The 25,705-nt window shown below is 72.2% G+C and carries 15 protein-coding genes; 8 read left to right on the top strand and 7 right to left on the bottom strand.

All coding sequences use genetic code 11. The features are described from left to right. Window positions 1-202: 202 nt before the first annotated feature. On the bottom strand, window positions 203-2,416 hold the full coding sequence (locus EV372_RS12295) for a (Fe-S)-binding protein (protein ID WP_130396106.1): 2,214 nt from the start codon (window positions 2,414-2,416) through the stop codon (window positions 203-205). Window positions 2,417-3,172: 756 nt separating this feature from the next. Beyond that, on the bottom strand, window positions 3,173-4,324 hold the full coding sequence (locus EV372_RS12290; RefSeq protein WP_130396105.1) for a polysaccharide lyase: 1,152 nt from the start codon (window positions 4,322-4,324) through the stop codon (window positions 3,173-3,175). Window positions 4,325-4,774: 450 nt separating this feature from the next. Here EV372_RS12290 and dnaK point away from each other — a divergent pair, with 450 nt between their 5' ends. The 5 genes from dnaK (at window position 4,775) to clpB (ending at window position 11,902) form a co-directional block, all read left to right on the top strand. Continuing rightward, on the top strand, window positions 4,775-6,628 hold the full coding sequence (gene dnaK, locus EV372_RS12285; RefSeq protein ID WP_130396104.1) for a molecular chaperone DnaK: 1,854 nt from the start codon (window positions 4,775-4,777) through the stop codon (window positions 6,626-6,628). A 35-nt stretch (window positions 6,629-6,663) separates the two neighbouring features. Continuing rightward, window positions 6,664-7,416 carry a nucleotide exchange factor GrpE gene (gene grpE / locus EV372_RS12280; RefSeq protein ID WP_130398894.1) on the top strand — a complete coding sequence of 251 codons (753 nt, stop codon included), beginning with the start codon at window positions 6,664-6,666 and terminating at the stop codon, window positions 7,414-7,416. A 139-nt stretch (window positions 7,417-7,555) separates the two neighbouring features. After that, window positions 7,556-8,719, top strand: coding sequence for a molecular chaperone DnaJ (gene dnaJ, locus EV372_RS12275; protein WP_130396103.1), 1,164 nt, complete (start codon window positions 7,556-7,558; stop codon window positions 8,717-8,719). Next, window positions 8,716-9,201 (top strand): heat shock protein transcriptional repressor HspR, encoded by a 486-nt coding sequence (locus EV372_RS12270; protein ID WP_130396102.1) that lies wholly within the window; start codon window positions 8,716-8,718, stop codon window positions 9,199-9,201. The genes dnaJ and EV372_RS12270 overlap by 4 nt, the downstream gene beginning before the upstream one ends. An 85-nt stretch (window positions 9,202-9,286) precedes the next feature. Continuing rightward, the gene (clpB, locus tag EV372_RS12265; protein WP_130396101.1) at window positions 9,287-11,902 is read left to right on the top strand and encodes an ATP-dependent chaperone ClpB; all 2,616 of its coding nucleotides are present in this window, start codon (window positions 9,287-9,289) and stop codon (window positions 11,900-11,902) included. An 80-nt stretch (window positions 11,903-11,982) separates the two neighbouring features. Here clpB and EV372_RS12260 read toward each other — a convergent pair whose 3' ends face one another. From EV372_RS12260 to EV372_RS12240, 5 genes are all read right to left on the bottom strand, one after another. Beyond that, on the bottom strand, window positions 11,983-12,969 hold the full coding sequence (locus EV372_RS12260; protein ID WP_130396100.1) for an NAD-dependent epimerase/dehydratase family protein: 987 nt from the start codon (window positions 12,967-12,969) through the stop codon (window positions 11,983-11,985). A 65-nt stretch (window positions 12,970-13,034) separates the two neighbouring features. Further along, window positions 13,035-13,796, bottom strand: a complete 762-nt coding sequence (locus EV372_RS12255; protein WP_130396099.1) for an ABC transporter permease — start codon at window positions 13,794-13,796, stop codon at window positions 13,035-13,037. Beyond that, window positions 13,793-14,506 (bottom strand): ATP-binding cassette domain-containing protein, encoded by a 714-nt coding sequence (locus tag EV372_RS12250; RefSeq protein ID WP_130396098.1) that lies wholly within the window; start codon window positions 14,504-14,506, stop codon window positions 13,793-13,795. Before EV372_RS12250 ends, EV372_RS12255 begins: the two co-directional genes overlap by 4 nt. Before the next feature lie 686 nt (window positions 14,507-15,192). After that, entirely contained in the window at window positions 15,193-16,455 is a 1,263-nt protein-coding gene (locus EV372_RS12245) for an RNA polymerase sigma factor (RefSeq protein ID WP_130396097.1), read from the bottom strand. A gap of 145 nt (window positions 16,456-16,600) precedes the next feature. Further along, window positions 16,601-17,041 carry a YciI family protein gene (locus tag EV372_RS12240; protein WP_130396096.1) on the bottom strand — a complete coding sequence of 147 codons (441 nt, stop codon included), beginning with the start codon at window positions 17,039-17,041 and terminating at the stop codon, window positions 16,601-16,603. Between the two features lie 378 nt (window positions 17,042-17,419). Between EV372_RS12240 and EV372_RS12235 the strand changes: the two genes are divergently transcribed. From EV372_RS12235 to EV372_RS12225, 3 genes are all read left to right on the top strand, one after another. Continuing rightward, window positions 17,420-18,061 carry an OB-fold-containig protein gene (locus EV372_RS12235; protein ID WP_130396095.1) on the top strand — a complete coding sequence of 214 codons (642 nt, stop codon included), beginning with the start codon at window positions 17,420-17,422 and terminating at the stop codon, window positions 18,059-18,061. A 264-nt stretch (window positions 18,062-18,325) separates the two neighbouring features. Then, window positions 18,326-20,365, top strand: coding sequence for an SPFH domain-containing protein (locus tag EV372_RS12230; protein ID WP_130396094.1), 2,040 nt, complete (start codon window positions 18,326-18,328; stop codon window positions 20,363-20,365). A 10-nt stretch (window positions 20,366-20,375) separates the two neighbouring features. After that, on the top strand, window positions 20,376-25,406 hold the full coding sequence (locus EV372_RS12225) for a DNA repair ATPase (RefSeq protein ID WP_130396093.1): 5,031 nt from the start codon (window positions 20,376-20,378) through the stop codon (window positions 25,404-25,406). The last annotated feature ends 299 nt before the right edge of the window (window positions 25,407-25,705 follow it).

Below are 25,705 nucleotides of genomic sequence, written 5' to 3'. Positions count from 1 at the left end.
CCGGCCGCCGAACGGCCCCTCGCCGCCAGCGGCTCCGGCCCTCCCCGCGAGCCGTCACGGCCCGGAGCGCGCGGACGGGACACGGAGACCGGGCACGGTGCGCGCCGGACCGCCGGTGAACGGCGCGGGGGCCGGGGCGCCGACCGTGCTGTCGGCTCCCCGGCCCCCGCGCGGGCTTGATGCCCTCGTCCGGACCCCCGCGTCAGCCCTGGGCGTCGGCGGTCTCGGCCTCCTCCTTGGGGGCCTCGCCCCGGACCGAGCGCAGCAGCAGCTGGGAGACGTCCACGACCTCCAGCGTCTCCTTCGCCTCGCCCTGCGACTTCTTCTCGTTGATCGCGTCGCCGAGCATGACCTGGCAGAACGGGCACGCGGTGGAGACGGTGTCGGGGTTGGTGGTCAGCGCCTCGTCCACCCGCTCGGTGTTGATGCGCTTGCCGATCCGCTCCTCCATCCACATGCGGGCGCCGCCGGCGCCGCAGCAGAAGCCCCGCTCCTTGTGGCGGTGCATCTCCTGCGTCTTGACGCCGGGCACCTGCGCCATGATGTCGCGCGGCGGCGTGTACACCTTGTTGTGGCGGCCCAGGAAGCAGGGGTCGTGGTAGGTGATGTTCTCCTCCACGGAGTTGACCGGCGTGAGCCTGCCCTCCTCCACGAGCTTGGCCAGCAGCTGGCTGTGGTGCACGACCTCGTAGGTGCCGCCGAGCTGCGGGTACTCGTTGGCGAGCGTGTTGAAGCAGTGCGGGCAGCTGGCCACGATCTTGGTGACACCGGCCTCGTTCAGCGTCTCCACGTTCTGCTGGGCGAGCATCTGGAAGACGTACTCCATGCCCAGGCGGCGCGCGGGGTCACCGGTGCAGGCCTCCATCCCGCCCAGCACGGCGAACTTGACGCCCGCCATGTCGAGCAGCTCGGCGATGGCCTTGGTGGTCTTCTTGGCGCGGTCCTCCAGGGCACCGGCGCAGCCGACCCAGAACAGGTACTCGGTGCCCTCGGGGAGCTTGTCCTCGACGACCTGGACCTCGACCGGGTTCTCCTCCCGGGAGGCCAGCTCCTCGATCCAGTCCATGCGCCGGTCCTCGGCCATGCCCCACGGGTTGGCCTTGTTCTCCAGGTTCTTGAGGAGCGTGTTGGCCTCGGACGGGAAGTTGGACTCGACCATCACCTGGTAGCGGCGCATGTCGAGGATGTGGTCGATGTGCTCGATGTCCACCGGGCACTGCTCGACGCAGGCGCCGCAGTTGGTGCAGGCCCACAGCTCGTCGGGGTGGATGACGCCGTTCTCCTCCTCGGTGCCGACCAGCGGCCGGTTGAGGAGGGCGAGGACGTCCACGCCCGCGTGGCTCTCGTCGGGCTTCTCGGCGAGGGTCTCCTCGGTGATGCCCTGGAGCAGGTACGGGGCCTTCTCGTAGGTGTGCTGCTGGAGGTCGAGGATGACCTTCTTGGGCGAGAGCGGCTTGCCCGTGTTCCAGGCGGGGCACTGGGACTGGCAGCGCCCGCACTCGGTGCAGGTGGTGAAGTCCAGGAGGCCCTTCCAGGTGAAGTCCTCCAGCTTGCCCGCGCCGAACGGGTCCTCGTCGGGGTCGGCCTCCTCGAAGTCGAGGGGCTTGGTGCCGGACTTGTCCATCATCTGCTTGGCCGCGCCCAGGGACGGGGAACCGTCGGCGTTGCGCTTGAAGTAGATGTTGACCGGCGCGAGGAAGCGGTGCCAGCCGATGCCCATGGTGAGCACGCGGGCGATGACCACGAAGAACAGGTAGCTGATGATCAGCTTGAACGCGGCGACCAGCGCGATGGCGGGCTCGGCGATCGCGGGGTCGCCGGGCAGGATCGCGCCGAGGCCGGTGGAGATCGGCGTCGCCCAGGCCGGGAACGGGAAGTCGCCCATGGCCGACTTGAGACCGCGGATCACGAAGATCGAGATCAGCAGGCCCCACAGGTAGGCCTCGACGTAGTACGCGGTCCAGTGCCGGGAGTTGGCGAACCGGGACTGGCGGCCCAGGCGCTTGGGCCCGTTGAGCAGGCGGTAGACCGTCAGGCCGACGATGCCGACGAGGCTGGCCGCGGCGATGAGCTCGATGGCCAGGCCGTACAGGGCCCAGTCGTAGATGATCGGCAGCTTGAAGTGCGGGTCGAAGACCTCGCCCTGGGCCTCCACGACGGTGAAGACCAGCAGCGGGAACGAGACCATGACGAACCAGTGGGCGACGCCGATCCACGGCCGCTTGAGCATCCGCCCGTGCCCGAGGATCTCGATGAGCGCCATGGTGAACCGCTGTCCGAACGGCCCCTTGCGCTCCGGCTCCACCGAGCGGCCCACACCCACGGTTCGCACGATCTGGCGGATACCCAGAGCGAACATGGTGAACGCGACCACGGCGAAGACCGAGGTGATGATGCCCAGTGTCAGGTACAGCATCGTCCGTGGCCTCCCATCCTGCTTCGTCGTCCGGTGCGCCACACACCGGGGGTCGAACTATATGTTACTAGCGAGTAATGCCGCGGTCGCCACCGGATGCCCCACCACGGGTGGGCCGGACACCCCCGTCGCCGTCGCCGCGGGCCGCCGGGTCGCGGAACCCGGTCGGCGCGCGTACGTCGGTGCCGCCCGGCGCGGGCGCCGGTGCCGGTGTGACAGGACCGCGCGGGTGCGCCCGAACGGGACTCGGGCACACCGCACGTCCTATATGTAGCGGACGGCGGACGCGGGACGACTCGACGGGGGTATCGGTGACTTCACCGTCTCTCCCCTACTACCAGGTTGCGGCATCGCCGGGAGTGGAACAACCACGGATCCGCGGCTGTGGACAACCCCCGGGCGCCTCCGGCGGGGTGCCTCGGGCGGGGTCGCGCCCGGGGGCCGCCGCCGGGGGCCTCCGCCGGGCCGCCCCGCCACCCGGAGGCCGCCCCCGAGAACGGCGCGCGGCGCGCGGGAACCATCCCCGCGAACGGCGCGCGGCGCGCGGGGACTGCCCCCCACGAGCGGCGCGCGGGCACGGCGAAGCCGGGGACTCCGTGGGACCCCCCGTCTTCCAGTCTCGCGAAGGGACCCGGCCTCCGACAACGCCCACCCTCCGCCTGGGGACGGCTCCCCGGAGCGGACGCCGGGCCGCGCTCCGCCGGGGCCCGCCCCGGACGGGCCCCGGCGGAGCGGGCCGGGCGGGGCCGTCGGCGCTCAGGCGCAGCCGCCGAGCTCGCAGATGTCGGCGCGCGAGGTGGACACCTTCAGGTCGTCGTACCAGACGTAGCTGTCGTGGGCCGGGGCGAAGCCCTCGGTGGAGCCGCCGAAGAAGGTCGAGAGGTAGGCCTTGTCCACCAGGTCGTCGTCGGTCACCAGGCGAAGGCCGGTGACCAGCGCGGCGGGCTCGCCGTTGTAGAAGACCTCGATCTCCCCGTCGGGCTCGGCGCGGCCGTCGGTGACCGTGTTGACGCGGACCCGCTGGGCGATGTGCACCCACTCGCCCCGGGGGAGGTGGACGACGGACCCGTCCGCGACGAGGGGCTCGGAGTCGCCGAACTCGCCCGCCTTGTCCATGTGGTAGTAGTACAGCTCCGCCTTGCCGTCGCGGCGCCAGACCACGCGCGAGCTGTAGCCGTTCTCGCCCGTGCAGACGTCCCCGCCCGAGCAGCCCGCGCCCCCGGCCAGCCCGAAGCCCAGCTTTCCGCCGAACGAGGTGGTACCCCAGCTGAAGTCCTCGCCCAGGCGCGCCCAGAAGGACAGGTAGTACTCGCGCGCCGGGGAGAGCTGGAACGGCGCCAGCCCGCCGGACTCCTGCGCGCCGATCCTCCCCTCGGGGTAGAGCACGCGCAGCGACTGTCCGCCCCCGTGGGCGGGCACCGAGTCGTCGATGACGGCGCGCTCCTCCAGGCCCCTGGCGCTGGAGGCGTACCAGCCGTCCTTCTCCCATTCGTCGAGGGTGTAGGCGGTGCCCGCGGCCGGGCGCTCGAAGGTGTTGTGCCGGTACGTGGACGAGAAGGCGTCCCCGGCGTCCCCGGCGTCCCCAGCGTCCCCAGCGTCCCCGGCGTCCCCGGCGTCCCCAGCGTCCCCAGCGTCCCCGGCGGACCCGGGGCCCTCCCCGGCGGTCGCGGCAGCGTCCCCGGCCGTCGCGGAACCGTCGCCGGAGGTCGCGGCGGTCTCCCCCGGCCGCAGCTCGACGCCGCCGGTGGACGGTGGGGCCTCCGCGGCGGGCGGTGAGGACTCCACGACGGGTGCGGTGGTGTCCCCGGTCAACCGCGGTTCGTCCTGGGCGGACGCGGGGGCGGCGCCCAGCGCGGGCAGCAGCGCAGCGGCGGCGAGAGCGGAGGCGAGCAGGGCCTTGGGAGTCACGGGCGTCTCCGTTTCAGGGGTACGGCGGACGCGGCGGGAGGCCGCCGCGGCGGTCGCCGCCCGTCGGCACCAGCGCGTCGGCGGCAGGGCCATCGTCGGCCGCCGACCGGGGGCGCCCGGCGCCGCGACACGGGCGTTTCCCTCCGCTTGACCGGAAGGCGCCCCTCCGGTGACCGCGTCTGCGAGGCCGCCGGCGATCGCAGTCCCCGAAGCCACCCCAGGGGAACCCCGACCCTCCCTGATCTTGCGGGTCAAGGTTCTCCCCGACTTGTCCCGGGGTTCGCCCATATCCCCGATCAGAGTGCCCAGGTCGGGAACATCCCGGTCCGGCCGCCCGTTGTCAGGACGTAGGAACCAACTTGAGTCGGGTCAACTCAACTGACTTGACAGCCCTCAACCGACGAAGCAAAATTACGTCTGAACGACTCAACTTTGACGGAGGAAGCAACCATGGCACGTGCGGTCGGAATCGACCTCGGTACGACGAACTCGTGTGTCGCGGTCCTGGAGGGCGGCGAGCCCACGGTCATCGCCAACGCCGAGGGCGCCCGTACCACCCCGTCCGTCGTCGCCTTCGCCAAGAACGGTGAGGTGCTCGTCGGCGAGGTCGCCAAGCGCCAGGCGGTCACCAACGTCGACCGCACCATCCGCTCGGTCAAGCGCCACATCGGCACCGACTGGACGGTGAAGATCGACGACAAGACCTTCAACCCCCAGCAGATCAGCGCCTTCGTGCTCCAGAAGCTCAAGCGCGACGCCGAGGCCTACCTGGGCGAGGACGTGACCGACGCGGTCATCACCGTCCCGGCCTACTTCAGCGACTCCCAGCGCCAGGCCACCAAGGAGGCCGGCACCATCGCGGGCCTCAACGTCCTGCGCATCATCAACGAGCCGACCTCGGCCGCGCTGGCCTACCACCTGGAGAAGGAGGACGAGGCCACCATCCTGGTCTACGACCTCGGTGGCGGCACCTTCGACGTCTCCCTCCTGGAGGTCGGCGACGGCGTCGTGGAGGTCAAGGCGACCAACGGCGACAACCACCTGGGCGGCGACGACTGGGACCAGGCCATCGTCGACTGGCTGGTCGAGCGCTTCAAGAACTCCAACGGCGTGGACCTGTCCAAGGACAAGATGGCCCTCCAGCGCCTGCGCGAGGCCGCGGAGAAGACCAAGATCGAGCTGTCCAGCTCCAGCGAGTCGGCGATCAACCTGCCCTACATCACGGCCTCGGCCGAGGGCCCGCTGCACCTGGACGAGAAGCTCTCCCGCGCCGAGTTCCAGCGCCTGACCGCCGACCTGGTCGAGCGGACCAAGACCCCGTTCCAGCAGGTCCTCAAGGACGCCGGGATCAGCCTGGACCAGATCCACCACGTGGTCATGGTCGGCGGCTCCACCCGTATGCCCGCCATCGTGGACCTGGTCAAGGAGATGACCGGCAAGGACCCCAACAAGGGCGTCAACCCGGACGAGGTCGTGGCCATCGGCGCCTCGCTCCAGGCCGGTGTGCTCAAGGGCGAGGTCAAGGACGTCCTGCTGCTGGACGTCACCCCGCTGTCGCTGGGCATCGAGACCAAGGGCGGCGTGTTCACCAAGCTCATCGAGCGCAACACGACCATCCCGACCAAGCGCTCCGAGATCTTCACGACGGCCGACGACAACCAGCCGTCCGTGCAGATCCAGGTGTACCAGGGTGAGCGCGACATCGCCCAGTACAACAAGAAGCTGGGCGTCTTCGACCTGACCGGTCTGCCCCCGGCGCCGCGCGGCGTCCCGCAGATCGAGGTCGCCTTCGACATCGACGCCAACGGCATCGTCAGCGTCACCGCGAAGGACCTGGGCACCGGCAAGGAGCAGTCCGTCACCATCTCCGGCGGCTCCGCGATGTCCAAGGACGACATCGACAAGATGGTCCGCGAGGCCGAGCAGTACGCGGAGGAGGACCGCAAGCGCCGCGAGGAGGCCGAGGTCCGCAACAACGCCGAGTCCCTCGTCTACCAGACCGAGAAGGTCATCAAGGACAACGAGGACAAGGTCCCGGCGGACGTGCGCTCCGAGACCGAGGCCGCCGTCGCCGAGCTGAAGACCGCGCTGGAGGGCTCCGACGTGGAGGCCATCCGCACCGCGAGCGAGAAGGTCGCGCTGGCCAGCCAGAAGATCGGCTCCGCCATCTACAGCCAGGGCCAGCAGGGCACCGAGGGCGACGCCGCCCAGGGCGCCCAGGGCTCCGCCGACGACGCGGACGTCGTGGACGCCGAGATCGTCGACGAGGACAACAAGGGCACCCAGGGCAACCAGCAGTCCTGATCCCGGGTCGAGTCGAGGAAGGAGGCGTGTCTCAGATGGCACCGTCGGAGAACACCAACGGCACCGGCGACGGTGAGGAGCGCCAGGGGCCGGTGATCCGGGACAACCGCCGGATCGACCCGGAGACCGGGCAGGTCCGCAACCCCGAGGCCGAGGGCGACGCGACCGAGGAGATCCCCGAGATCGCCGAGGAGGAGGTCGTCGAGGCCGACCTGGAGGACGTCGAGGTCCCCGACGCCCCCGAGTCGGTGGTGTCGGAGGCGATCAACGCGGACGAGCGGGTCATCGAGCTCACCAACGACGTCAAGCGGGTGCAGGCGGAGTACGCCAACTACCGCAAGCGCGTGGACCGCGACCGCGTGGCCGTCCGTGAGATGGCCACCGCCCAGGTCCTCGGCGAACTGCTGCCGATCCTGGACGACGTCGGCCGGGCCCGTGAGCACGACGAGCTCAACGGCGGGTTCAAGGCGGTGGGCGAGGCCCTGGAGGCCGTGGTCACCAAGCTGGGCCTGGAGCGGTACGCGGAGAAGGACGACGAGTTCGACCCCAACCTCCACGAGGCGCTCACCCTGGTCCCCGTCCCGGGCATCTCGGTCCAGACCGTGATCGAGGTGTTCCAGCCCGGGTACCGCATCGGTGAGCGGATCCTGCGTCCGGCCCGCGTGGTCGTCGGCGACCCCGCCGACGGCGGCGCGGAGGCCGCGTCCGGTTCCGCCGCCGAGGGCGACGCCCCCGGCGGGGAGTCCCCGGCCGCGGACGGCGCCGACGGCGGGGAAGACGACAAGTAACGGGTCCACCCGTTGATCCTCCGGCCGCGGCCCCGCGTGAGCGGCGGCCGCGGCCGGAGGCGGACCCCGGCCCGACACGGTGCGGGGTCACATGGAAGCATCGGACGCAACCGGCACCAGCGGGGGAAGGCACCAGTCGATGAGCACCAAGGACTACCTGGAGAAGGACTACTACAAGGTCCTGGGAGTCTCAAAGACCGCCTCGAAGGACGAGATCAAGCAGTCCTACCGCAAGCTGGCCAGGGAGAACCACCCGGACGCGAACGCCGACGACCCCGGCGCGGCCGACCGCTTCAAGGAGATCTCCGAGGCCTACAACGTCCTGTCGGACGAGACGCGCCGCAAGGAGTACGACAACGCGCGGTCGCTGTTCGGCGGCTCCTACCGCCCCGGCGGCGGCACCGGCCCCGGCGGGTTCGACATGGGCGACCTGTTCGGCCAGGGCACCGGCGGAACGGGGACCGCGGGCGGCGGCGAGCGGCTGAGCGACCTCTTCGGCGGGCTGTTCGGCGGCCGAGGGCGCGGCGGGACCACCCGCAGCAGACGCGGCGCCGACATCGAGACCGAGACGACACTGACCTTCCGCGAGGCGGCCGAGGGGGCCACGCGCTCCTTCCAGCTGGCCAGCGAGTCGGCCTGCCCCACCTGCAAGGGCACCGGCGCCAAGTCGGGCACCGCCCCGCGGATGTGCCCCAAGTGCTCCGGCACCGGGCACGAGAACACCAACCTGGGCGGCTTCTCGCTGTCCGAGCCGTGCAGCGAGTGCAAGGGCCGCGGCCTGGTCGTGGACGACCCCTGCGTCACCTGCAACGGCAGCGGGCGCGGCAAGAGCACCCGCACCGTCCAGACCCGCATCCCCGGCGGCGTGTCCGACGGGCAGCGGATCAGGATCAAGGGCAAGGGCGCGCCGGGCGAGAACGGCGGCCCGACGGGTGACCTCTACGTCGTCGTCCACGTGAAGGAGCACCCGGTGTTCGGCAGGAGCGGCGACAACGTGACGATCACCGTCCCGGTGACCTTCCCCGAGGCGGCGCTGGGCGCGGACGTGCGCATCCCCACCCTCAACGGCTTCCCGGTGACCGTGAAGGTCCCGCCGGGCACGCAGAACGGGCACAAGCTTCGGGTGCGCGGCAAGGGCGCGAACCGCAAGGACGGCACCACGGGCGACATGCTCGTCACGATCGAGGTGGCGGTACCGAGGACTCTCAACGGAGACGCACGCGAGGCTCTGGAGAAGTTCCGCGCGGCGACCTCCGACTACGACCCGCGCGACGGACTCGAAACGCGGGCGAAGGGTGCGTGAACGACGTGAACGACTCCTTCGGCGCTGACGCTCCGGTCTACGTGATCTCGGTCGCCGCGGAGCTGGCGGGGATGCACCCGCAGACCCTGCGGCAGTACGACCGACTGGGGATCGTCTCGCCGGGCCGCGCGTCCGGCCGCGGGCGCCGCTACTCCATGCGCGACGTGCAGACGCTGCGCCAGGTGCAGCGGCTGTCCCAGGAGGAGGGCATCAACCTCGCCGGGATCAAGCGGATCCTGGAACTGGAACACGAGGTGGAGCAGCTGCGGGAGCAGGTGTTCCACCTGGCCAACGAGCTGGAGGCGGCCCGCCGTGCGGTGGCCCGCCGGGGCCGCCCGGCCGACGGCGGCACGGGGGTGCGCGGCGAGCTGGTGCGCCGCACCCGCGTGACGATCTTCAACACCGCCGAGCCCAGGAACGACGACGAGGAGCGGGGCAGGGGCCGCGGCGCCCCGGGCCGCGCCGACGACGAGCAGGACTGACGGAACTCCGCCACGGCGACACGGGGCGCGGTCGGCCGTCGGACATCACTCCCCGTGACACGACTTGTGAAAGGAGTCACCGCGCATGAACTACAAGCTCACCAAGAAGAGCCAGGAGGCCCTGTCGGTGGCGATCCGCCGGGCCACCACGGACGGCAGTCCGCAGACGGAGCCCGTGCACCTGCTGGCGGCCCTGCTGGACCAGGCGGAGGGCATCACCCGCCCGCTGCTCAAGGAGGTCGGCGCCAACCCGGACGCGCTCCGGGACAAGGTCGAGGCGGCCGTCGGCGCGCTGCCCAAGGCGGCCGGTTCCACGGTCAGCTCGCCCAGCTCCTCGCGTCAGCTGATCGTCTCCATCAACACCGCGGCCCAGCGCGCGCAGCAGATGGAGGACGAGTACGTCTCCACCGAGCACCTGCTGGTGGGGCTGGCCGCGGACGGCGGCGAGGCGTCGAAGCTGCTCACCGAGGCCGGTGCCACCCCCGACGCGCTCCTGGAGGGGTTCGAGCGGGTGCGCGGCTCGGGGAAGGTGACCTCGGAGAACCCGGAGGACACCTACCAGGCCCTGGAGAAGTACGGGGTGGACCTGACCGAGCGGGCCCGCGAGGGCAAGGTGGACCCCGTGATCGGCCGCGACGGCGAGATCCGGCGGGTCATCCAGGTGCTCAGCCGCCGCACCAAGAACAACCCCGTGCTCATCGGCGAGCCGGGCGTGGGCAAGACCGCGGTCGTGGAGGGCCTGGCCCAGCGGATCGTGGCCGGTGACGTGCCCCAGTCCCTGGTGGGCAAGCGCCTGGTGAGCCTGGACCTGTCCGCGATGGTGGCGGGCGCCAAGTACCGGGGCGAGTTCGAGGAGCGGCTCAAGGCGGTGCTCTCGGAGATCAAGGAGTCCGAGGGCCAGGTCATCACGTTCATCGACGAGCTGCACACGATGGTGGGCGCCGGCGCCGCCGAGGGCGCCATGGACGCGGGCAACATGCTCAAGCCCATGCTGGCGCGCGGCGAGCTGCGCATGGTGGGCGCGACCACCCTGGACGAGTACCGGGAGAAGATCGAGAAGGACCCCGCGCTGGAGCGGCGCTTCCAGCAGGTCATGGTGGGCGAGCCCTCGGCCGCGGACACGATCGCGATCCTGCGCGGGCTCAAGGGCCGCTACGAGGCGCACCACAAGGTGCAGATCGCCGACTCGGCCCTGGTGGCCGCCGCGACCCTGTCCGACCGCTACATCACCGCGCGGTTCCTGCCGGACAAGGCGATCGACCTCATCGACGAGGCGGCGTCCCGGCTGCGCATGGAGATCGACTCCAGCCCGGTGGAGATCGACGAGCTCCAGCGCGCCGTGGACCGCCTGAAGATGGAGGAGATGGCGCTCGACAAGGAGTCGGACCCGGCCAGCCGCCAGCGGCTGGAGCGGCTGCGCGCGGACCTGGCCGACCGCCAGGAGCAGCTCAACGGGCTCGTGGCCCGCTGGGAGCAGGAGAAGGCCGGTCTCAACCGGGTCGGCGAACTCAAGGGGCAGCTCGACGACCTGCGCACGCGGGCCGAGCTGGCCCAGCGCGAGGGTGACTTCGGCGAGGCCTCCCGGCTGATGTACGGGGACATCCCGCAGCTGGAGAAGCAGGTCGAGGAGGCCAGCAGGGACGAGGAGAGGGCGGCCAGCCGGGGCACCGCCACCATGGTCAAGGAGGAGGTGGGCGCCGACGAGGTCGCCGACGTGGTGTCGGCGTGGACCGGCATCCCCGTGGGGCGGCTGATGGAGGGCGAGACCTCCAAGCTGCTGCGCATGGAGGACGAGCTGGGCAGGCGCCTCATCGGGCAGAAGGACGCCGTGGCCGCGGTGTCGGACGCGGTGCGGCGGGCGCGGGCGGGCATCTCCGACCCGGACCGGCCGACGGGGTCGTTCCTGTTCCTGGGCCCCACGGGCGTGGGCAAGACCGAGCTGGCCAAGGCGCTGGCGGAGTTCCTCTTCGACGACGAGCGCGCGATCGTGCGGATCGACATGAGCGAGTACTCCGAGAAGCACTCGGTGTCGCGCCTGGTGGGCGCGCCCCCCGGTTACGTGGGGTACGAGGAGGGCGGGCAGCTGACCGAGGCCGTGCGCCGCCGCCCGTACACGGTGGTGCTGCTGGACGAGGTGGAGAAGGCGCACCTGGAGGTGTTCGACACCCTGCTCCAGGTGCTGGACGACGGCCGCCTGACCGACGGCCAGGGCCGTCAGGTGGACTTCCGCAACACCATCCTCATCCTCACCTCCAACCTGGGGTCGCAGTTCCTGGTGGACCAGTCGCTGGAGGAGTCGGTGCGCCGCGACCGCGTGCTCGACGTGGTGCGCGCGACGTTCAAGCCGGAGTTCCTCAACCGGCTGGACGACGTGATCATGTTCGACGCGCTGTCCACCGAGGACCTGACGCGGATCGTGGACCTGCAGATCGACAAGCTGGCCCGGCGGCTGGCGGACCGGCGGCTGGGGCTGGAGGTGACGGAGGGTGCCCGCGAGTGGCTGGCGCTGACCGGCTACGACCCCAACTACGGCGCGCGTCCGCTGCGGCGCCTGGTGCAGTCCGCGATCGGCGACCCGCTGGCGCGCGAGCTGCTGTCGGGCGACCTGGCCGAGGGCGCCACCGTGGTGGTGGACGTGGACGAGGGCGCGGACAGGCTCCGGGTGACCTCGCGCGGCGCCGAGGAGGCGCCGGTGGCCTGAGCCGGGCGCCGGGTCGCACATGTAGAAGCAGCGCGGGGCCGTCCCTGGGGGGGCGGCCCCGCGCCGTGTCCCCGGCCGGGTCAGGCCCCCGCGAGCAGGCGGGCCTCCACCTGCGGGTCCAGGCCGACGCGGGGGCGGTCCGGGCGCTGGGGCGCGCCGCCCTCCAGGGTCCGCAGCCACGCCCAGGTGTCGGCGACGGTCTCGGTCACCGGGCGGCAGCGCAGCCCGGTCGCGAGCGCCCTGGACACGTCCCCCCGGTGCAGGGTGTCGTACAGCTCGCCGGGCGGCACCCACACGGGCAGTTCGGTCCACGGCTGGACGCCCGCGTCGAGGATGACCCGGGGGTCGGTCCAGCGCAGTTCGGCGTCCGAGCCCGTGACCGCCGCGCACGCCTCCAGGAGCCGCGCGGTGGTGGTGTGCCCCGGCGGGCTCACCAGGTTGTGGGGGCCACCCAGTCCGGCCTCGGCGGCGTCGAGGGTCCAGGCGGCCAGGTCGCGCGCGTCCACGTACTGCAACGGCAGGTCGCGCGGTCCGGGGGCCAGGACCGGGCCGCCCCGGGCGATCCGCTCCAGCCACCAGGGCAGGCGGCCGATGTTCTCGTACGGGCCGAGGATCAGTCCCGCGCGCACGGACAGGGCCCGATCCCCGAAGGCCGCCTCCGCCGCCAGCTCGCCGCCCCGCTTGTCCCGCGCGTAGTCGGTGCTGGCTGCCTCGGGCGAGGCGTCCACGACCGGCCCGTCCTCGTCCAGCCCGGGCGGGGCGGGGGACGCGTAGACGGAGCGGCTGGAGACGTAGGAGTAGTGCCCGGCCCGGTCGGCGAGGAGCCTCGCGGCGGCGGCCACCGCCGACGGGGCGCCCGACCAGGTGTCCACGACGGCGTCCCAGCGCCCGTCGGCCAGCGCGTCGAGCCCGCCCGCCTCGGTGCGGTCCCCGTGCAGGGCGGTGACACCGGGGGGCGCGGGGTGCCTGCCGCGGTGGAAGACGGTGACGTCCCAGTCCCTGGCGAGCGCGCCCTCCACGACCGCCCGCCCCACGAACTCGGTACCGCCCAGAACCAGAAGTCTCATGGCCGGGAGTCTGCCGGTTCCGGCCCCGACCCGCCAGGGCTGCCTGCTCAGGGCAGAACCGGTGTTCAGGTCACGTCGCGGCGGAGCGTGGTGACCGAGGCCAGGGCGACCGCCACGGCGGCGTAGCCGACCAGGACCAGGGCCGCGCCCCACACGGGGAGCAGTCCCGCGAAGCCGGGGACGATCCCGGTGTCGTAGAGAGCGGTGGACGCGCCGCCGGGCAGCCACTTGCCGACGTCCTGAAGTTGGGGGACGACGGTCAGGAGCGGTTCCAGCATGAACACCCACAGGATGCCGAACACCAGAGCGGCGACCTGGTTGCGGATGAGTGCGCCGACGCCCACGCCGATCATGGCGTAGGCGACGTAGACGCCCACGGAGCCGACGAGGATGCGCGGCACCTGGTTGTCGACCAGGTCCAACCCGCCTCCCCCGGTCAGGATGGAGGCCCCGGCGGCCAGGGAGGACAGTCCGACGACGACCACGCCGAACAGCAGGCTGACCAGAGCCGCGGCCACGACCTTGGCCAGGATCACGGGCGGACGCCGCGGACTGGTCAGGAAGGTGACGTTGATCGTGCGGTGCTGGTACTCCGACGTCACCGTCATGATGCCGACGACCATGGCGAAGAGGCTCCCCGAAGCGCCCATGGTCCAGACGGAGGCGGCGTACGCGGTGCTGTCGCGGCTGAGGCCGCCCTCCACCCCCGAGGCGAAGACCGCGAGGCCCAGGGAGAGGGCCACCCAGGCCAGTGCGGCGAGGAGCAGGATCCACCACAACCGGGTGGTGAGGACCTTGCGGAGTTCGGATCTGACGAGAGCGGTCACTGGCGGTCTCCCAACGGGTGGGCGGCCGTCCCCGAGGCGGTGAGGCGGAGGAAGGCGTCGTGCAGGCTCTCCCCGCCGCCGGTGAGGCCGCCGAGGGCCCCCTGGTGGACCAGACGTCCCCTGGCGATGATGACGACGTTGTCGACGGTCTGTTCGACCTCGGCCAGGACGTGGCTGGACACGAGGACGGCGACGCCCCTGTCGTGGGCCTGGCGGCGCAGGAACCGGCGGAGCCACTCGATGCCCTCCGGGTCCAGCCCGTTGGCGGGCTCGTCCAGGATCAGCACCCGGGGATCGCCCAGGAGCGCCCCGGCCAGCGACAGGCGCTGGCGCATGCCCATCGAGTAGCCGCCGACCCGCTTGTTCCCGGCACCGGCGATCCCGACCTCGTCCAGCACCTCGTCGGCACGGGAGAGGGGCAGGCCCGCGGCGTCGCACATGACGCGCAGGTGGTTGCGGCCGGTGCGCCCCGGGTGCAGGTTGGTGGCCTCCAGCACCGCGCCGACCTCGGTCAGCGGGTTGGGCAGGCTCGTGTAGGCGCGGCCGTTGACCAGCCCCTCGCCGCTGTCGGGGCGGACCAGGCCGAGCAGGCACCGCAGGGTGGTGGTCTTGCCCGCGCCGTTGGGGCCCAGGAAGCCGGTGACCGTGCGGGGCTCCACCGTGAAGGAGACGTGGTCAACGGCCTGCTGGCCGCGGAACGTCTTGGACACGTTCCTTATCTCGATCGCTGGCATGCATTTCGCTCTCGTCGGAGGAGTAATGGAAAGCACCTTCAGCGAGAGACACGGCCATTCTCCTTTCCGCGTTCCCCGCCGGGGATCCGCGAGGATCCTAACAAGGCTCCTTTCGTCCCACGAGCGATGAATCACGAGCCCGCCAGGAAACCGGAGAGCATGACTTTCGTGGGTTGCACACCACTCAGCCCAGCGGATATGCGCCATCCACCGCGAGAGCGCGCCGAGGGGAGAAAGCGTTCGAGAGAGAAGCACGGACCGCGCGATCGCCGACACATCCTTCGTCAGTACGCGCCCTGACTTTCGTTATGCGACCCCGGGATAAAAGACGCCATCACAGCCTTCCGCGCACAGCCGGAAAGGGCATCGGCCTTCGCGGGAATGGCCGCTTCCGGCCACCCGCGCGGTTACGGGGCGGAGCGGCCGAGCGGCCGGGGCCGGGCGTGGCCGCGTGTGGTGGCCTGGATCGTGTCCGGGACCAGCCGCGGCCTCAGCGCCGCCGCGAGCACCCGCGCGCCCCCGACACCGACACCGACGAGCCGACCGTCACCGTGGACGAGCTCGCCCGGCGCGGGCTCGGTGACCTGGAGGGGTCCCCGCCCGCCGGGCCCCCCGCGTCCTTCCGTCAGCGGGCGACCCCGACGGCGTGGTCCCCGGCCCGGTCAGTCCCGACAGCCGCGGGCGCGGTCCAGGAGCAGCGAGCGCTCGCGCTCGTTGCGGGTCAGGGAGGCCGCGCGCTCGAACTCGGCGCGGGCCTCGGCCCGGCGGTCCAGCCGCACGAGCAGGTCGCCGCGCACGGAGGGCAGCAGGTGGTAGTCGCCCATCCCCGGCTGGTCCCGCAGTGCGTCCACGATCTCCAGCGCGGCCTCCGGGCCCGAGGCCATCGACACCGCCACCGCCCGGTTCAGCTCCACGACCGGCGACCCGGTGACCCTGACCAGGGCCAGGTACAGTCCGGCGATGACCGTCCAGTCGGTGTCGGCGGCGGTGACCGCCCTGGCGTGCTCGGCCGCGATGGCCGCCTGGAGCACGTAGGGACCGCCGGGCTGGCTCCGGTCCGGCGGCAGGGCCCTGAACAGGGCCTCCATCCCGCGCGTGATGAGCAGGCGGTCCCAGAGCGCGCGGTTCTGCTCGGCCAGGGGGATGGGCTCCCCGTCGGGCCCGACGCGGGCGCGCAGCCGCGAGGCGTGCAGCTCCATCAGCGCCACCAGTCCGTGCGCCTCGCGCTCCCCGGGCAGCAGCTGGGCGAGCACGCGGCCCAGGCGCATGGCCTCCCCGCACAGCGTGGGACGCGTCCACTCCGTACCCGAGGTGGCGGTGTAGCCCTCGTTGAACACCAGGTAGACGACCTCCAGCACGGAGGCCACCCGGGCGTCGCGGTCCTCGCCGACGGGCACCTCGAAGGGCACCCTCCTCTTGGCCAGGGTGCGCTTGGCGCGCACGATGCGCTGGGCGACGGTGGACTCGGGAACCAGGAAGGCCCGGGCGATCTCCTCGGTGGTGAGCCCGCCGAGCAGGCGCAGGGTGAGCGCGACGCGGGCCTCGGTGGACAGCACCGGGTGGCAGCACACGAACATCAGCCGCAGGAGGTCGTCGCCGAAGTCCTCCTCCAGGACGGCGTCGAACTCGGCCTGCCCGTCGTGCTCGGCGATCTCGCGGCCGAGGTCGGCCATGCGCCGCTGGAAGCGCTCGTCGCGGCGCCAGCGGTCGAGCACGCGGCGCTTGGCGACGGTGGTCAGCCAGGCGCCGGGGTTGTCGGGAACCCCGTCGCCGGGCCACTTCTCCAGTGCGCTGACCAGCGCGTCCTGGGCGAACTCCTCGGCGAGGCCGACGTCGCCGACCATGCGGGTGAGCGCTGCGACGAGGCGGGCCGACTCGATACGCCAGACCGCCTCGACCGCGCGCGTGGCGTCGGTGTGGCTCACGGGGCAATCTCAGCACCGCGGGCGGCCCACCGCAAGCACGCGCGGCGGCCGTCGCCGACCGCCGCGCGGGCCGTACGCCACGCCCGGAACGGGCCGCGGCCCGCGGGTGCTCGGGAGCACCGCGGGCCGCACCGGCGCGGGCGGGTCAGCCGCCGTGCGAGTACCCCTCGGCGCGCAGCTCGCGCTCGCGCTCCTTGAGGTGCTCGGGCATCTCGTCACCGAAGTCGTCGGTGTCGAAGATGCGCCGCAGCACCAGGCTCATCTCCGTGTCGTCGCCCTCCGGCGGGTGCGGGCAGCGCTTGGCCCACTCCACGGCCTCCTCGTGCGAGGACACCTGGATGACCCAGTACCCGGCGACGAACTCCTTGGCCTCGGCGAAGGGCCCGTCGGTGACGGTCGCGGCACCGTTGCTGAAGGTGACCCGGGTCGCCTCGGAGGCGGGGGCCAGACCGTCCCCGGCGAGCAGGACACCGGCCTTGACCATCTGCTCGTTGTAGGCGGCCATCGCCTCGAAGACCTCCGGGCTGGGCTCGTAGTCGGCGGCCTCGGACTCGGGCGTGGACATGATCGTCATCATGTAGCGCATGGTGTTCGCCTCTCGTGCGGTGTGGGGGTCCGTTCCCCCGCTCTCATCCACACGTCGAACGGCACCGGGCCGGATCGACACCTCCCCGAATTTTTTCTCGGGGATTTTCTCCGCGCCTCCGCCGCACCGCACGCCGGACCCCTGAACAGCGAACACACCCCCGGTCGCCGTGGAAAACCGCGTCACCCGCCTCCCTCCTCTCCCTCCACAACCGTGTCCGGCGCCGGTCGCGCCGTCACCGCGGCCTCGCGGCAGCCGACCGTCGGGTCCGCGACCCGTCCCGGTGGCCGCAAACGGCCAAGGGGACGCCCGCCCGCACCGGAAAGCGGGCGGTTCGGTAGAGTTCCGGCACGGTGCGGCGCGGAGGAGGGTGAGCGGGTGGGGATGTTCCTGGACACCGCCTTCGGTTTCCCGACCGTGCTGTTCACCCCGCTGCTGGTCGTCGTCGCGGTCTACTGGCTGCTCGTGTCGGTCGGCGCCACCGGCTCCGACGCGCTCGACAGCGTGGACGACTCGGGCGAGGCCTCGGGCCTGAACTCCCTGATGAGCCGCGTGGGGCTGGGGAGGGTTCCGGTCACCGTGGCGCTCAGTTCGCTGATCTGCGTCGCCTGGTTCGTGAGCATGATGGGAAGCATCATGACCAGCCTCCTCCACACCACCTCCACCCCCCTGCTCATCGCCCTGGGCCTGGTGGTCCTGCTGATCGCGCTCGTGGCCGCGTGGGCGGTCACCAGCGGCCTGGTCATGTCGGTGCAGCGCTTCCTGCCCAGCCGCGGCAGCGGTTCCAGGAACGAGCTGGTCGGACGCACCTGCGTGATCCGCATCGGCGAGGCCAACGAGGGCTTCGGCCAGGCCGAGATCACCACCGCGGGCGGCGCGTCGATCTCCATCCCGGTGCGCACCACCGGCGGCGAGGTCCTGCCGGTGGGCAGCACCGCCCTGATCTTCGACCACAGCGCCGAGCGGGACGTCTTCCTGGTCACCTACTTCGACGCCGCGCTGGACCCCGGCCAGGGCTGACCCGTACCTCCCCGGGCCTCCGCGAGCGCCCGAGGAGCGGGAACCCGCGAACACCCGTACAGCGCCCCGGGGCTTCGCCTCACCCGCCCGTCCGCACTCTCGCCCGCCAAACGGAGAAGTGGTACGCGGAACCGTTCGCGACCGCGCCGCGTCACATCTGTCGAGCGCCCCCGACCGGGGGCCGGATCCCCGCAGCCGCAAGCCCCCGCTCCGACGCGCTTTCCCCCCTCTTACGCACATCCCCTTGCAGAAAGAGACCCCCACGTGTTGCTGAGTGCCACCGCGAACGGCCAGGAGGCCGCGGACGCGGCCTTCCTGACCGTCGGCGTCGCCCTTGCAGTCGGCGTCGTCGTCCTCATCGCCCTGCTCCTGATGGTCACCCGCCTGTTCCGCAAGGTCGAGCAGGGCAAGGCGCTGATCATCTCCAAGGTCCGCGACGTCCACGTCACCTTCACGGGCGCGATCGTCCTGCCGGTCCTGCACAAGGCCGAGATCATGGACATCTCCCTCAAGACGCTGACCGTGGACCGGCGCGGCCGCGAGGGTCTGACCTGCAAGGACAACATCCGCGCGGACATCAAGGTGTACTTCTACGTCCGGGTCAACGAGACCGCGGAGGACGTCAAGAAGGTCGCCAAGTCCATCGGCACCGAGCGCGCCAGCCACCAGGACACGCTCCAGGAGCTGTTCAACTCCAAGTTCTCCGAGGGCCTCAAGACCGTCGGCAAGCAGTTCGACTTCGAGGAGCTGTTCACGCACCGCGAGCAGTTCCGCCAGGCGATCATCTCCCTGATCGGCACCGACCTCAACGGCTACAGCCTGGAGGACGTGGCCATCGACGAGCTGGAGCAGACTCCGCTGCACCAGCACGACGCCAACAACATCCTCGACGCGCAGGGCATCTCCAAGATCACCGAGCGCACCGCGATCGAGCACAAGCGCACCAACGAGTTCGAGAACGACCGCCGCAAGGAACTCGACCGGCAGAACACCGAGACCGCCGAGACCCTCGCCGAGCTGGAGAAGCGCCGCGAGGAGGCCGCCGCCAAGGCCAAGCGCGAGATCGAGATCATCCGCGCCCGCGAGGAGGCCGAGACCGCCCGCGTGCAGGCCGAGGAGCGCCTCAAGGCCGAGACCGCCAACATCCGCACCTCCGAGGCCCTGGGCGTGCAGCACCAGAACCAGCAGCGCGAGATCGCGGTGGCCGAGAAGAACCGCGAGCGCGTCATCGCCATCGAGAGCGAGCGCATCGAGAAGGACCGCCTGCTGGAGGTCATCGGGCGCGAGCGCGAGACCGAGCTGAGCCGCATCGCCAAGGACAAGGAGGTCGAGGCCGAGAAGCGCGAGGTCGCCGACGTCGTCCGCGAGCGGATCGCCGTGGACCGCACCGTGGCCGAGCAGGAGGAGGCCATCAAGCGCCTGCGCGCCGTCGAGGAGGCCGAGCGCACCCGCCAGGCCGTCATCATCCAGGCCGAGGCCGAGGCCCAGGAGAACCTGGTCAAGGACATCAAGGCCGCCGAGGCCGCGGAGGCCGCCGCCAAGCACCGGGCCGCCGAGGAGCTCACCCTGGCCGAGGCCCGCCAGCAGGCCGCCGAACTGGACACCCGCGCCAAGATCCGCCTCGCCGAGGGGATCCAGGCCGAGGCCGCCGCGACCGGTCTGGCCGAGGTGCAGGTCCGCCAGCAGGACGCCGAGGCCATCGAGAAGGTCGGCCGCGCCGAGGCCGCCGTGGCCAGCGAGAAGGCCCGCGTCGAGGCCGAGTCCGTGGAGCAGAAGCTGCGCGCCGAGGCCGCCGGTCTCACCGACAAGGCCGAGGCCATGGCCGCCCTGGACCAGGTCAGCCGCGAGCACGAGGAGTACCGCCTGCGCCTGGAGGCCGAGAAGGAGATCCGCCTGGCCGGGATCAACGTGCAGCGCGAGGTCGCCGAGGCCCAGGCCACCGTGCTGGCCACCGGCCTGGAGAACGCCGACATCAACATCGTCGGCGGCGACGGCGCCTTCTTCGACCGCATGGTGGGCTCCATCGGCCTGGGCAAGGCCGTGGACGGCTTCGTCGGCAACTCCAAGACCGTGCAGGCGCTGGGCGGCAACTGGCTCAACGGCGAGGGCGACTTCGCCGCGGACATGCGCAGGGTGATGGAGTCGGTGTCCACCGAGGACGTCAAGAACCTCACCGTCTCCGCGCTGCTGCTCAAGCTGATCGGCGCGGGCGGCCCGCAGGCCGACAAACTCGACGGCCTGCTCGGCACCGCCCGCTCGCTGGGCGTGGACCAGCTGCCCGCCTCCGCCCTCGCCAAGCAGTAGGGGAACCTTCGTGACAGAGGCCCTGTCCCAGGAGACCGAGGGGCCGGACGCCGGGGACGCGCGTGCGCTGGACGCGGGCACCTACGAGGTGCTCCGCGCCCGGCTGCGCGAGCAGACCGGCGAGCTGGCCCGGCGGACCGAGCGGCTCAACGCGCGACGGCTGGAGGTGTTCGGCGGCACCGAGCTGACCCTGCTCGGCACCGAGCGCGTGCGCACCGAGCACAACTGCGTGCCCCGGGACATCGTGAGCGTGGGGCGCCCGGCCGCGGACGGCGCCGACGGCGCCGTGATCCTGTTCGGCTACAACGTGTTCATCGGCATGCAGCGGGAGACCCACGTCCCCGACGTGTTCTCGCTGCACCGCTACGAGCGCGCCGACGACGGCTTCGCCTTCGCCGACGCCGACGGGGGCGCCGTCCCCGGACTGCTCGACGACGAGCGGTTCCAGCAGGACTTCGGCCAGCTCTACCGGTACTACCGCGACGCGCGCCTGCTCCAGCTGCGCCGGGTCGAGGAGCGGCTGCTGGCCGTGTTCCAGACCGGCCCGCGCACCGAGGACGTGCGCGTGCTGCGGTGGTCGGTGTCGCCGACGGGCGAGATCGCCTACCTCGACGCGCGCGGCGAACGCGACCACGTGTTCCCGCCCGCGCACGACTTCACGTGGGTGGAGGCCACGCGCGAGGACCACGTGGCGGGCCGCCACCCGCACATCTCGATCCTCGACGAGCTGTTCGTGGAGACGGTCGGCGGCGACCTCACCATCAAGGTCGAGAACAACACCGAGGTCGGCGAGGGCGTCTACAGCGAGCCCGTGGACGAGCCGTTGCAGAGCCTGGCCGACGCGTCCGTGCACCACGCGCGGGTGGGCCCGCTCATCCTGCTGCGCGTGCTGCCCTACAACGAGACCGAGTGGCGCCACCTGGTCTTCAACACGCGCACCAAGGAGGTCGAGCGCCTCGACGGCATCGGCCAGTCCTGCCAGCGCCTGCCCGACGACCAGGGGCTGATCTTCCCCGGCGGCTACTACCTGGCCACGGGGGTGGCGCGGACCTTCGACACCGACGTCACCGACCTGGAGTTCGAGCGCGTGGTGCGCTCGCCCAACGGCGAGGACGTGCTCTACGTCTTCCACTCGCGCGCGGACGGCCGCAGCCTGCTGCTGCCCTACAACACCATCCGCAAGGAGGTCGCCACCCCGATCGTCTGCCACGGGTACTCGCTGTTCGACGACGGCACCATGACGGTGTTCCGCGACAGCTCGGGCGAGCCGACCCGGGTGCACCCGATGCAGGTGTGGCAGACGCCGTACGCGTCGGACGTGTACGCGGCGGCGCAGCCGGTGGGGACGGGCCCGCTGGAGCGGATCGGCAACGCCGAGCTGGTGCGGGGCGTGTCCGAGTGCCTGTCGGTGGCGCGCATGGCCGAGGACATGCGGCCCTCCACCGAGGTGTTCGAGGCGCTCATGGCCGCCTGCCGCCGGGTGTCGGACCGTTTCCACTGGCTGGGCGATGAGGAGCTGGGCGACCTGGCGGCGCCCCTGTCGCAGGTGCGCGACACCGCCGCGCGGGTGCTGGAGGAGTTCGAGACCGTCCAGACCCTGACCCGGCAGGCCGCCGACACCCTGGCCGAGGCCGAGGAGAAGGCGGCCTCGCTCATCCGCACCGCCCGCGGGGAGGCCCCGCGCACGGCGGAGGGCTGGGTGGCGCGGCTGACCGGGCTGCGCCGCGCCCAGGGGCAGGCGGCCACGCTGCGCGAGACGCGCTACGTGGACACCGACCGCCTGGAGGAGCTGGACGGCAGGCTCGCCGAGGAGATCGACGCCACCGGCCGCCGCACGGTGGCCTTCCTGGAACGCGACGACGCCTTCGCCGGGTACCACGACGAGGTGGAGCGGCTGGTCGCCGACGCCGAGGGCATCGGGGCGGTCAGCGCGGCGACGGCGGTCGGCGAGCGCATCGCCGAGCAGACCGAGGGCCTCCAGGTGGTCACCGAGGTCGTCGGCTCACTGGACATCGGCGACGCCCAGGTGCGCACGCGCATCCTGGAGCGGGTCAGCGAGGTGATGGCCGGGATCAACCGGGCGCGCGCCACGCTGGAGGCGCGGCGCGGCGAACTGCTCGCCCTGGAGGGGCGGGCGGAGTTCGCCGCCGAGTTCGCCCTGCTCGGGCAGGCGATCACGGGGGCGCTGGCCGCCGCCGACACCCCGGACCGGTGCGACGAGCAGCTGGGGCGGATCATGCTCCAGCTGGAGAACCTGGAGACGCGGTTCGCCGAGTTCGACGACTTCCTCGGGGAGCTGGCGGACAAGCGCGAGGACGTGTACGAGGCGTTCTCCACCCGCAAACAGGGTCTGGTGGACGAGCGGGCGCGGCGGGCCGACCGCCTGGCGTCGTCGGCCGCCCGCGTGCTGGAGAGCGTGCGGCGCCGTGTCGCGGCGCTGGACACGCTGGAGGACGTCAACACCTACTTCGCGTCGGACGCGATGGTGGCGCGGCTGCGCCGCACCTCCGAGGAGCTGCGCGCGCTCGGCGAGACCGTGCGCGCGGAGGAGCTGGACGGGCAGGTCCTGGCCGCCCGGCAGGAGGCGGGCCGGGCCCTGCGGGACCGCGCCGACCTGTTCGAGGGCGGCGCGGGCGGCGAGACGATCCGGCTGGGCAGGCACCGCTTCGCCGTGAACACCCAGCCGATCGACCTCACCCTCACCCCGCACGGCGGGGAGATGTCGGTGGCGATCACCGGCACCGACTTCCGCGCACCGGTCACCGACGAGGGGTTCGGGCGGACGCGGCACCTGTGGGACCGGGTGCTGGTGTCGGAGAGCCCGCAGGTGTACCGGGCCGAATACCTGGCCGCGTCGGTCCTGGCCGCGGCCGAGGAGGGCGCGGAGGGCCTGACCCCGGAGCGGCTGGCCGAGGCGGACGCGGGGGGCCGGGACGGGTCGTCGCTGCTGGACCTGGTGCGCGGCTTCGCCGAGGCCCGCTACGACGAGGGGTACGAGCGGGGCGTGCACGACCACGACGCCGCGCGGATCCTGTCGGTGCTGCTGCGGCTGCGCGCGGGCGCCGGGCTGCTGCGGTACCCGGGCGCGACGCGTGCCGCGGCGCAGGTGTTCTGGGCCTTCGGCGCCGACGAGGAGCGGCGGTCGGCGTGGCGGACCCGGGCCGGTTCGCTGGCGCGGGCCCGCGAGGTGTTCGGGGTGCGAGGGTCGGCGGCGGTGGACGCGCTGCGCGCGGAGCTGGCGGCGGCCGTGGACGGGTTCCTCACCGACACCGGGCTCCACCAGGAGGCCGACCTGGACCTGGTGGGCGAGTACCTGTTCGAGGAGATCGCGGCGGAGGGGCCCGGGGAACGGGGGTTCGTGACCGGCGCGGGCGCCCGTACGCTGCTGGACCGGTTCCACCGGGCCGTGGACAGTGCCCGGGAGAGCACGCGCAGGGCCTTCGAGGAGGACCTGCGCGCCCTCGACGGCGACCTGAACGCGCGCCACCAGCTGGTGGCGGCCTGGCTGGAGGCGTTCGCGACCACGCTGGAGGAGGTGGACCCGGGCGACCTGCCCGAGGCCGCCGCGATCGAGCTGACCGGCGGCGCCCTGGAGCGGTACGAGTCCTCGGCGGCCGTCGCGGAGGACGTGGACGGGCTGCTGGGGTCGCACCCGCGCGTGCGCGAGCGCTCCCTGGAGCTGCGGCTGGACGAGTTCCTGCCGCGCACCCGCCGGTTCCGGCTGGAGGAGGTACCCGCCTACCGGGACTTCCAGCGGCGCCGCAACGAGCTGGTGGCGGCCGAGCGCGAGCGGCTGCGGCTGGAGGAGTACCGGCCCAAGGTGATGAGCGGGTTCGTCCGCAACAGGCTGCTGGACGAGGCGTACCTGCCGTTGATCGGCGACAACCTGGCCAAGCAGCTGGGCGCGGCCGGGGACGACAAGCGCACCGACCAGAGCGGCCTGCTGCTGCTCATCTCCCCGCCCGGGTACGGCAAGACCACGCTCATGGAGTACGTGGCCAGCCGTCTGGGGCTGGTGTTCGTCAAGGTCAACGGCCCGGCGCTGGGGCACGCGGTGACCTCGCTGGACCCGGACGAGGCGCCGGACGCCACCTCCCGCCAGGAGGTCGAGAAGATCTCCTTCGCGCTGGAGATGGGCGCCAACACGATGCTGTACCTGGACGACATCCAGCACACCAACCCCGAGCTGCTCCAGAAGTTCATCTCGCTGTGCGACGGCCAGCGGCGCATGGAGGGGGTGTGGAACGGGCGGACCCGGACCTACGACCTGCGGGGCAAGCGCTTCGCGGTGTGCATGGCGGGCAACCCGTACACGGAGCAGGGCGAGCGGTTCCGGATCCCGGACATGCTGGCCAACCGCGCCGACGTGTACAACCTGGGCGACGTGCTGGCGGGCAGGGATGAGCTGTTCGCGCTGAGCTACGTCGAGAACGCGCTCACCTCGAACCCGACCCTGGCCCCGCTGTCCACGCGGAGCAGGGGGGACGTGTACCGGTTCGTGCGGATGGCGCGGGGCGACGACTCGGTGGGCGCGGACCAGTTCGACCACCCCTATTCGGCGGTCGAGGTGGACCGGATCGTGTCGGTGCTGCGCAAGCTGCTGCGGGTGCAGGAGGTGGTGATGGCCAACAACGCGGCCTACATCGCCTCCGCGGCGCAGTCGGAGGAGGCGCGCACCGAGCCGCCGTTCCGGCTCCAGGGCTCGTACCGCAACATGAACCGGCTGGCGGAGAGGATCGTGCCGGTCATGAACGACGCCGAGGTGGAGGCCGTGATCGACGACCACTACCTGGGCGAGGCGCAGACCCTGACCTCGGGCGCGGAGGCCAACCTGCTCAAGCTCGCGGAGCTGCGCGGGGTCATGACCCCCGAGCAGGAGGCCCGGTGGACGCAGGTCAAGGAGGCCTTCCGGCGGAGCCGCGCGCTGGGCGGCGCCGAGGACGACCCGATGACCAGGGCCATCGGCGCGATGGGCCTGCTGGCCGACCGGGTGGGCGAGATCGGCACCGCGATCGGTCGGGGACGGGGCTCGGGGCGCTGACCGGGTGACACGTGCGGGCCGCCACCCCCTGGGGGTGGCGGCCCGTTCGCGTGGGTGCGGGTGTGAGCCCCGCAGGCGGGGAAGCGGCAGGTCCCGGCGGCGCGCGGGGAACGCGGGGACGGCCCGTGTGCGCGGGTGCGGGCGCCGTCAGGCCGTCGGGGTCGGAGACGAACGGGTGCGGGTGAGGGGCCGGTGGCCGTGCCCGGGTCGCGGTCGCGCCGGAGGGTGACGGTCCGGACACGGCGCCCGTCGGCGGCCGTCCCGCACGGGGCCGCCCGGAGACCCCGAAAACCCACAGA

This window comes from Nocardiopsis sp. CNZ308, assembly GCF_004217075.1.
This window is presented reverse-complemented; position numbering and strand designations above follow the sequence as displayed.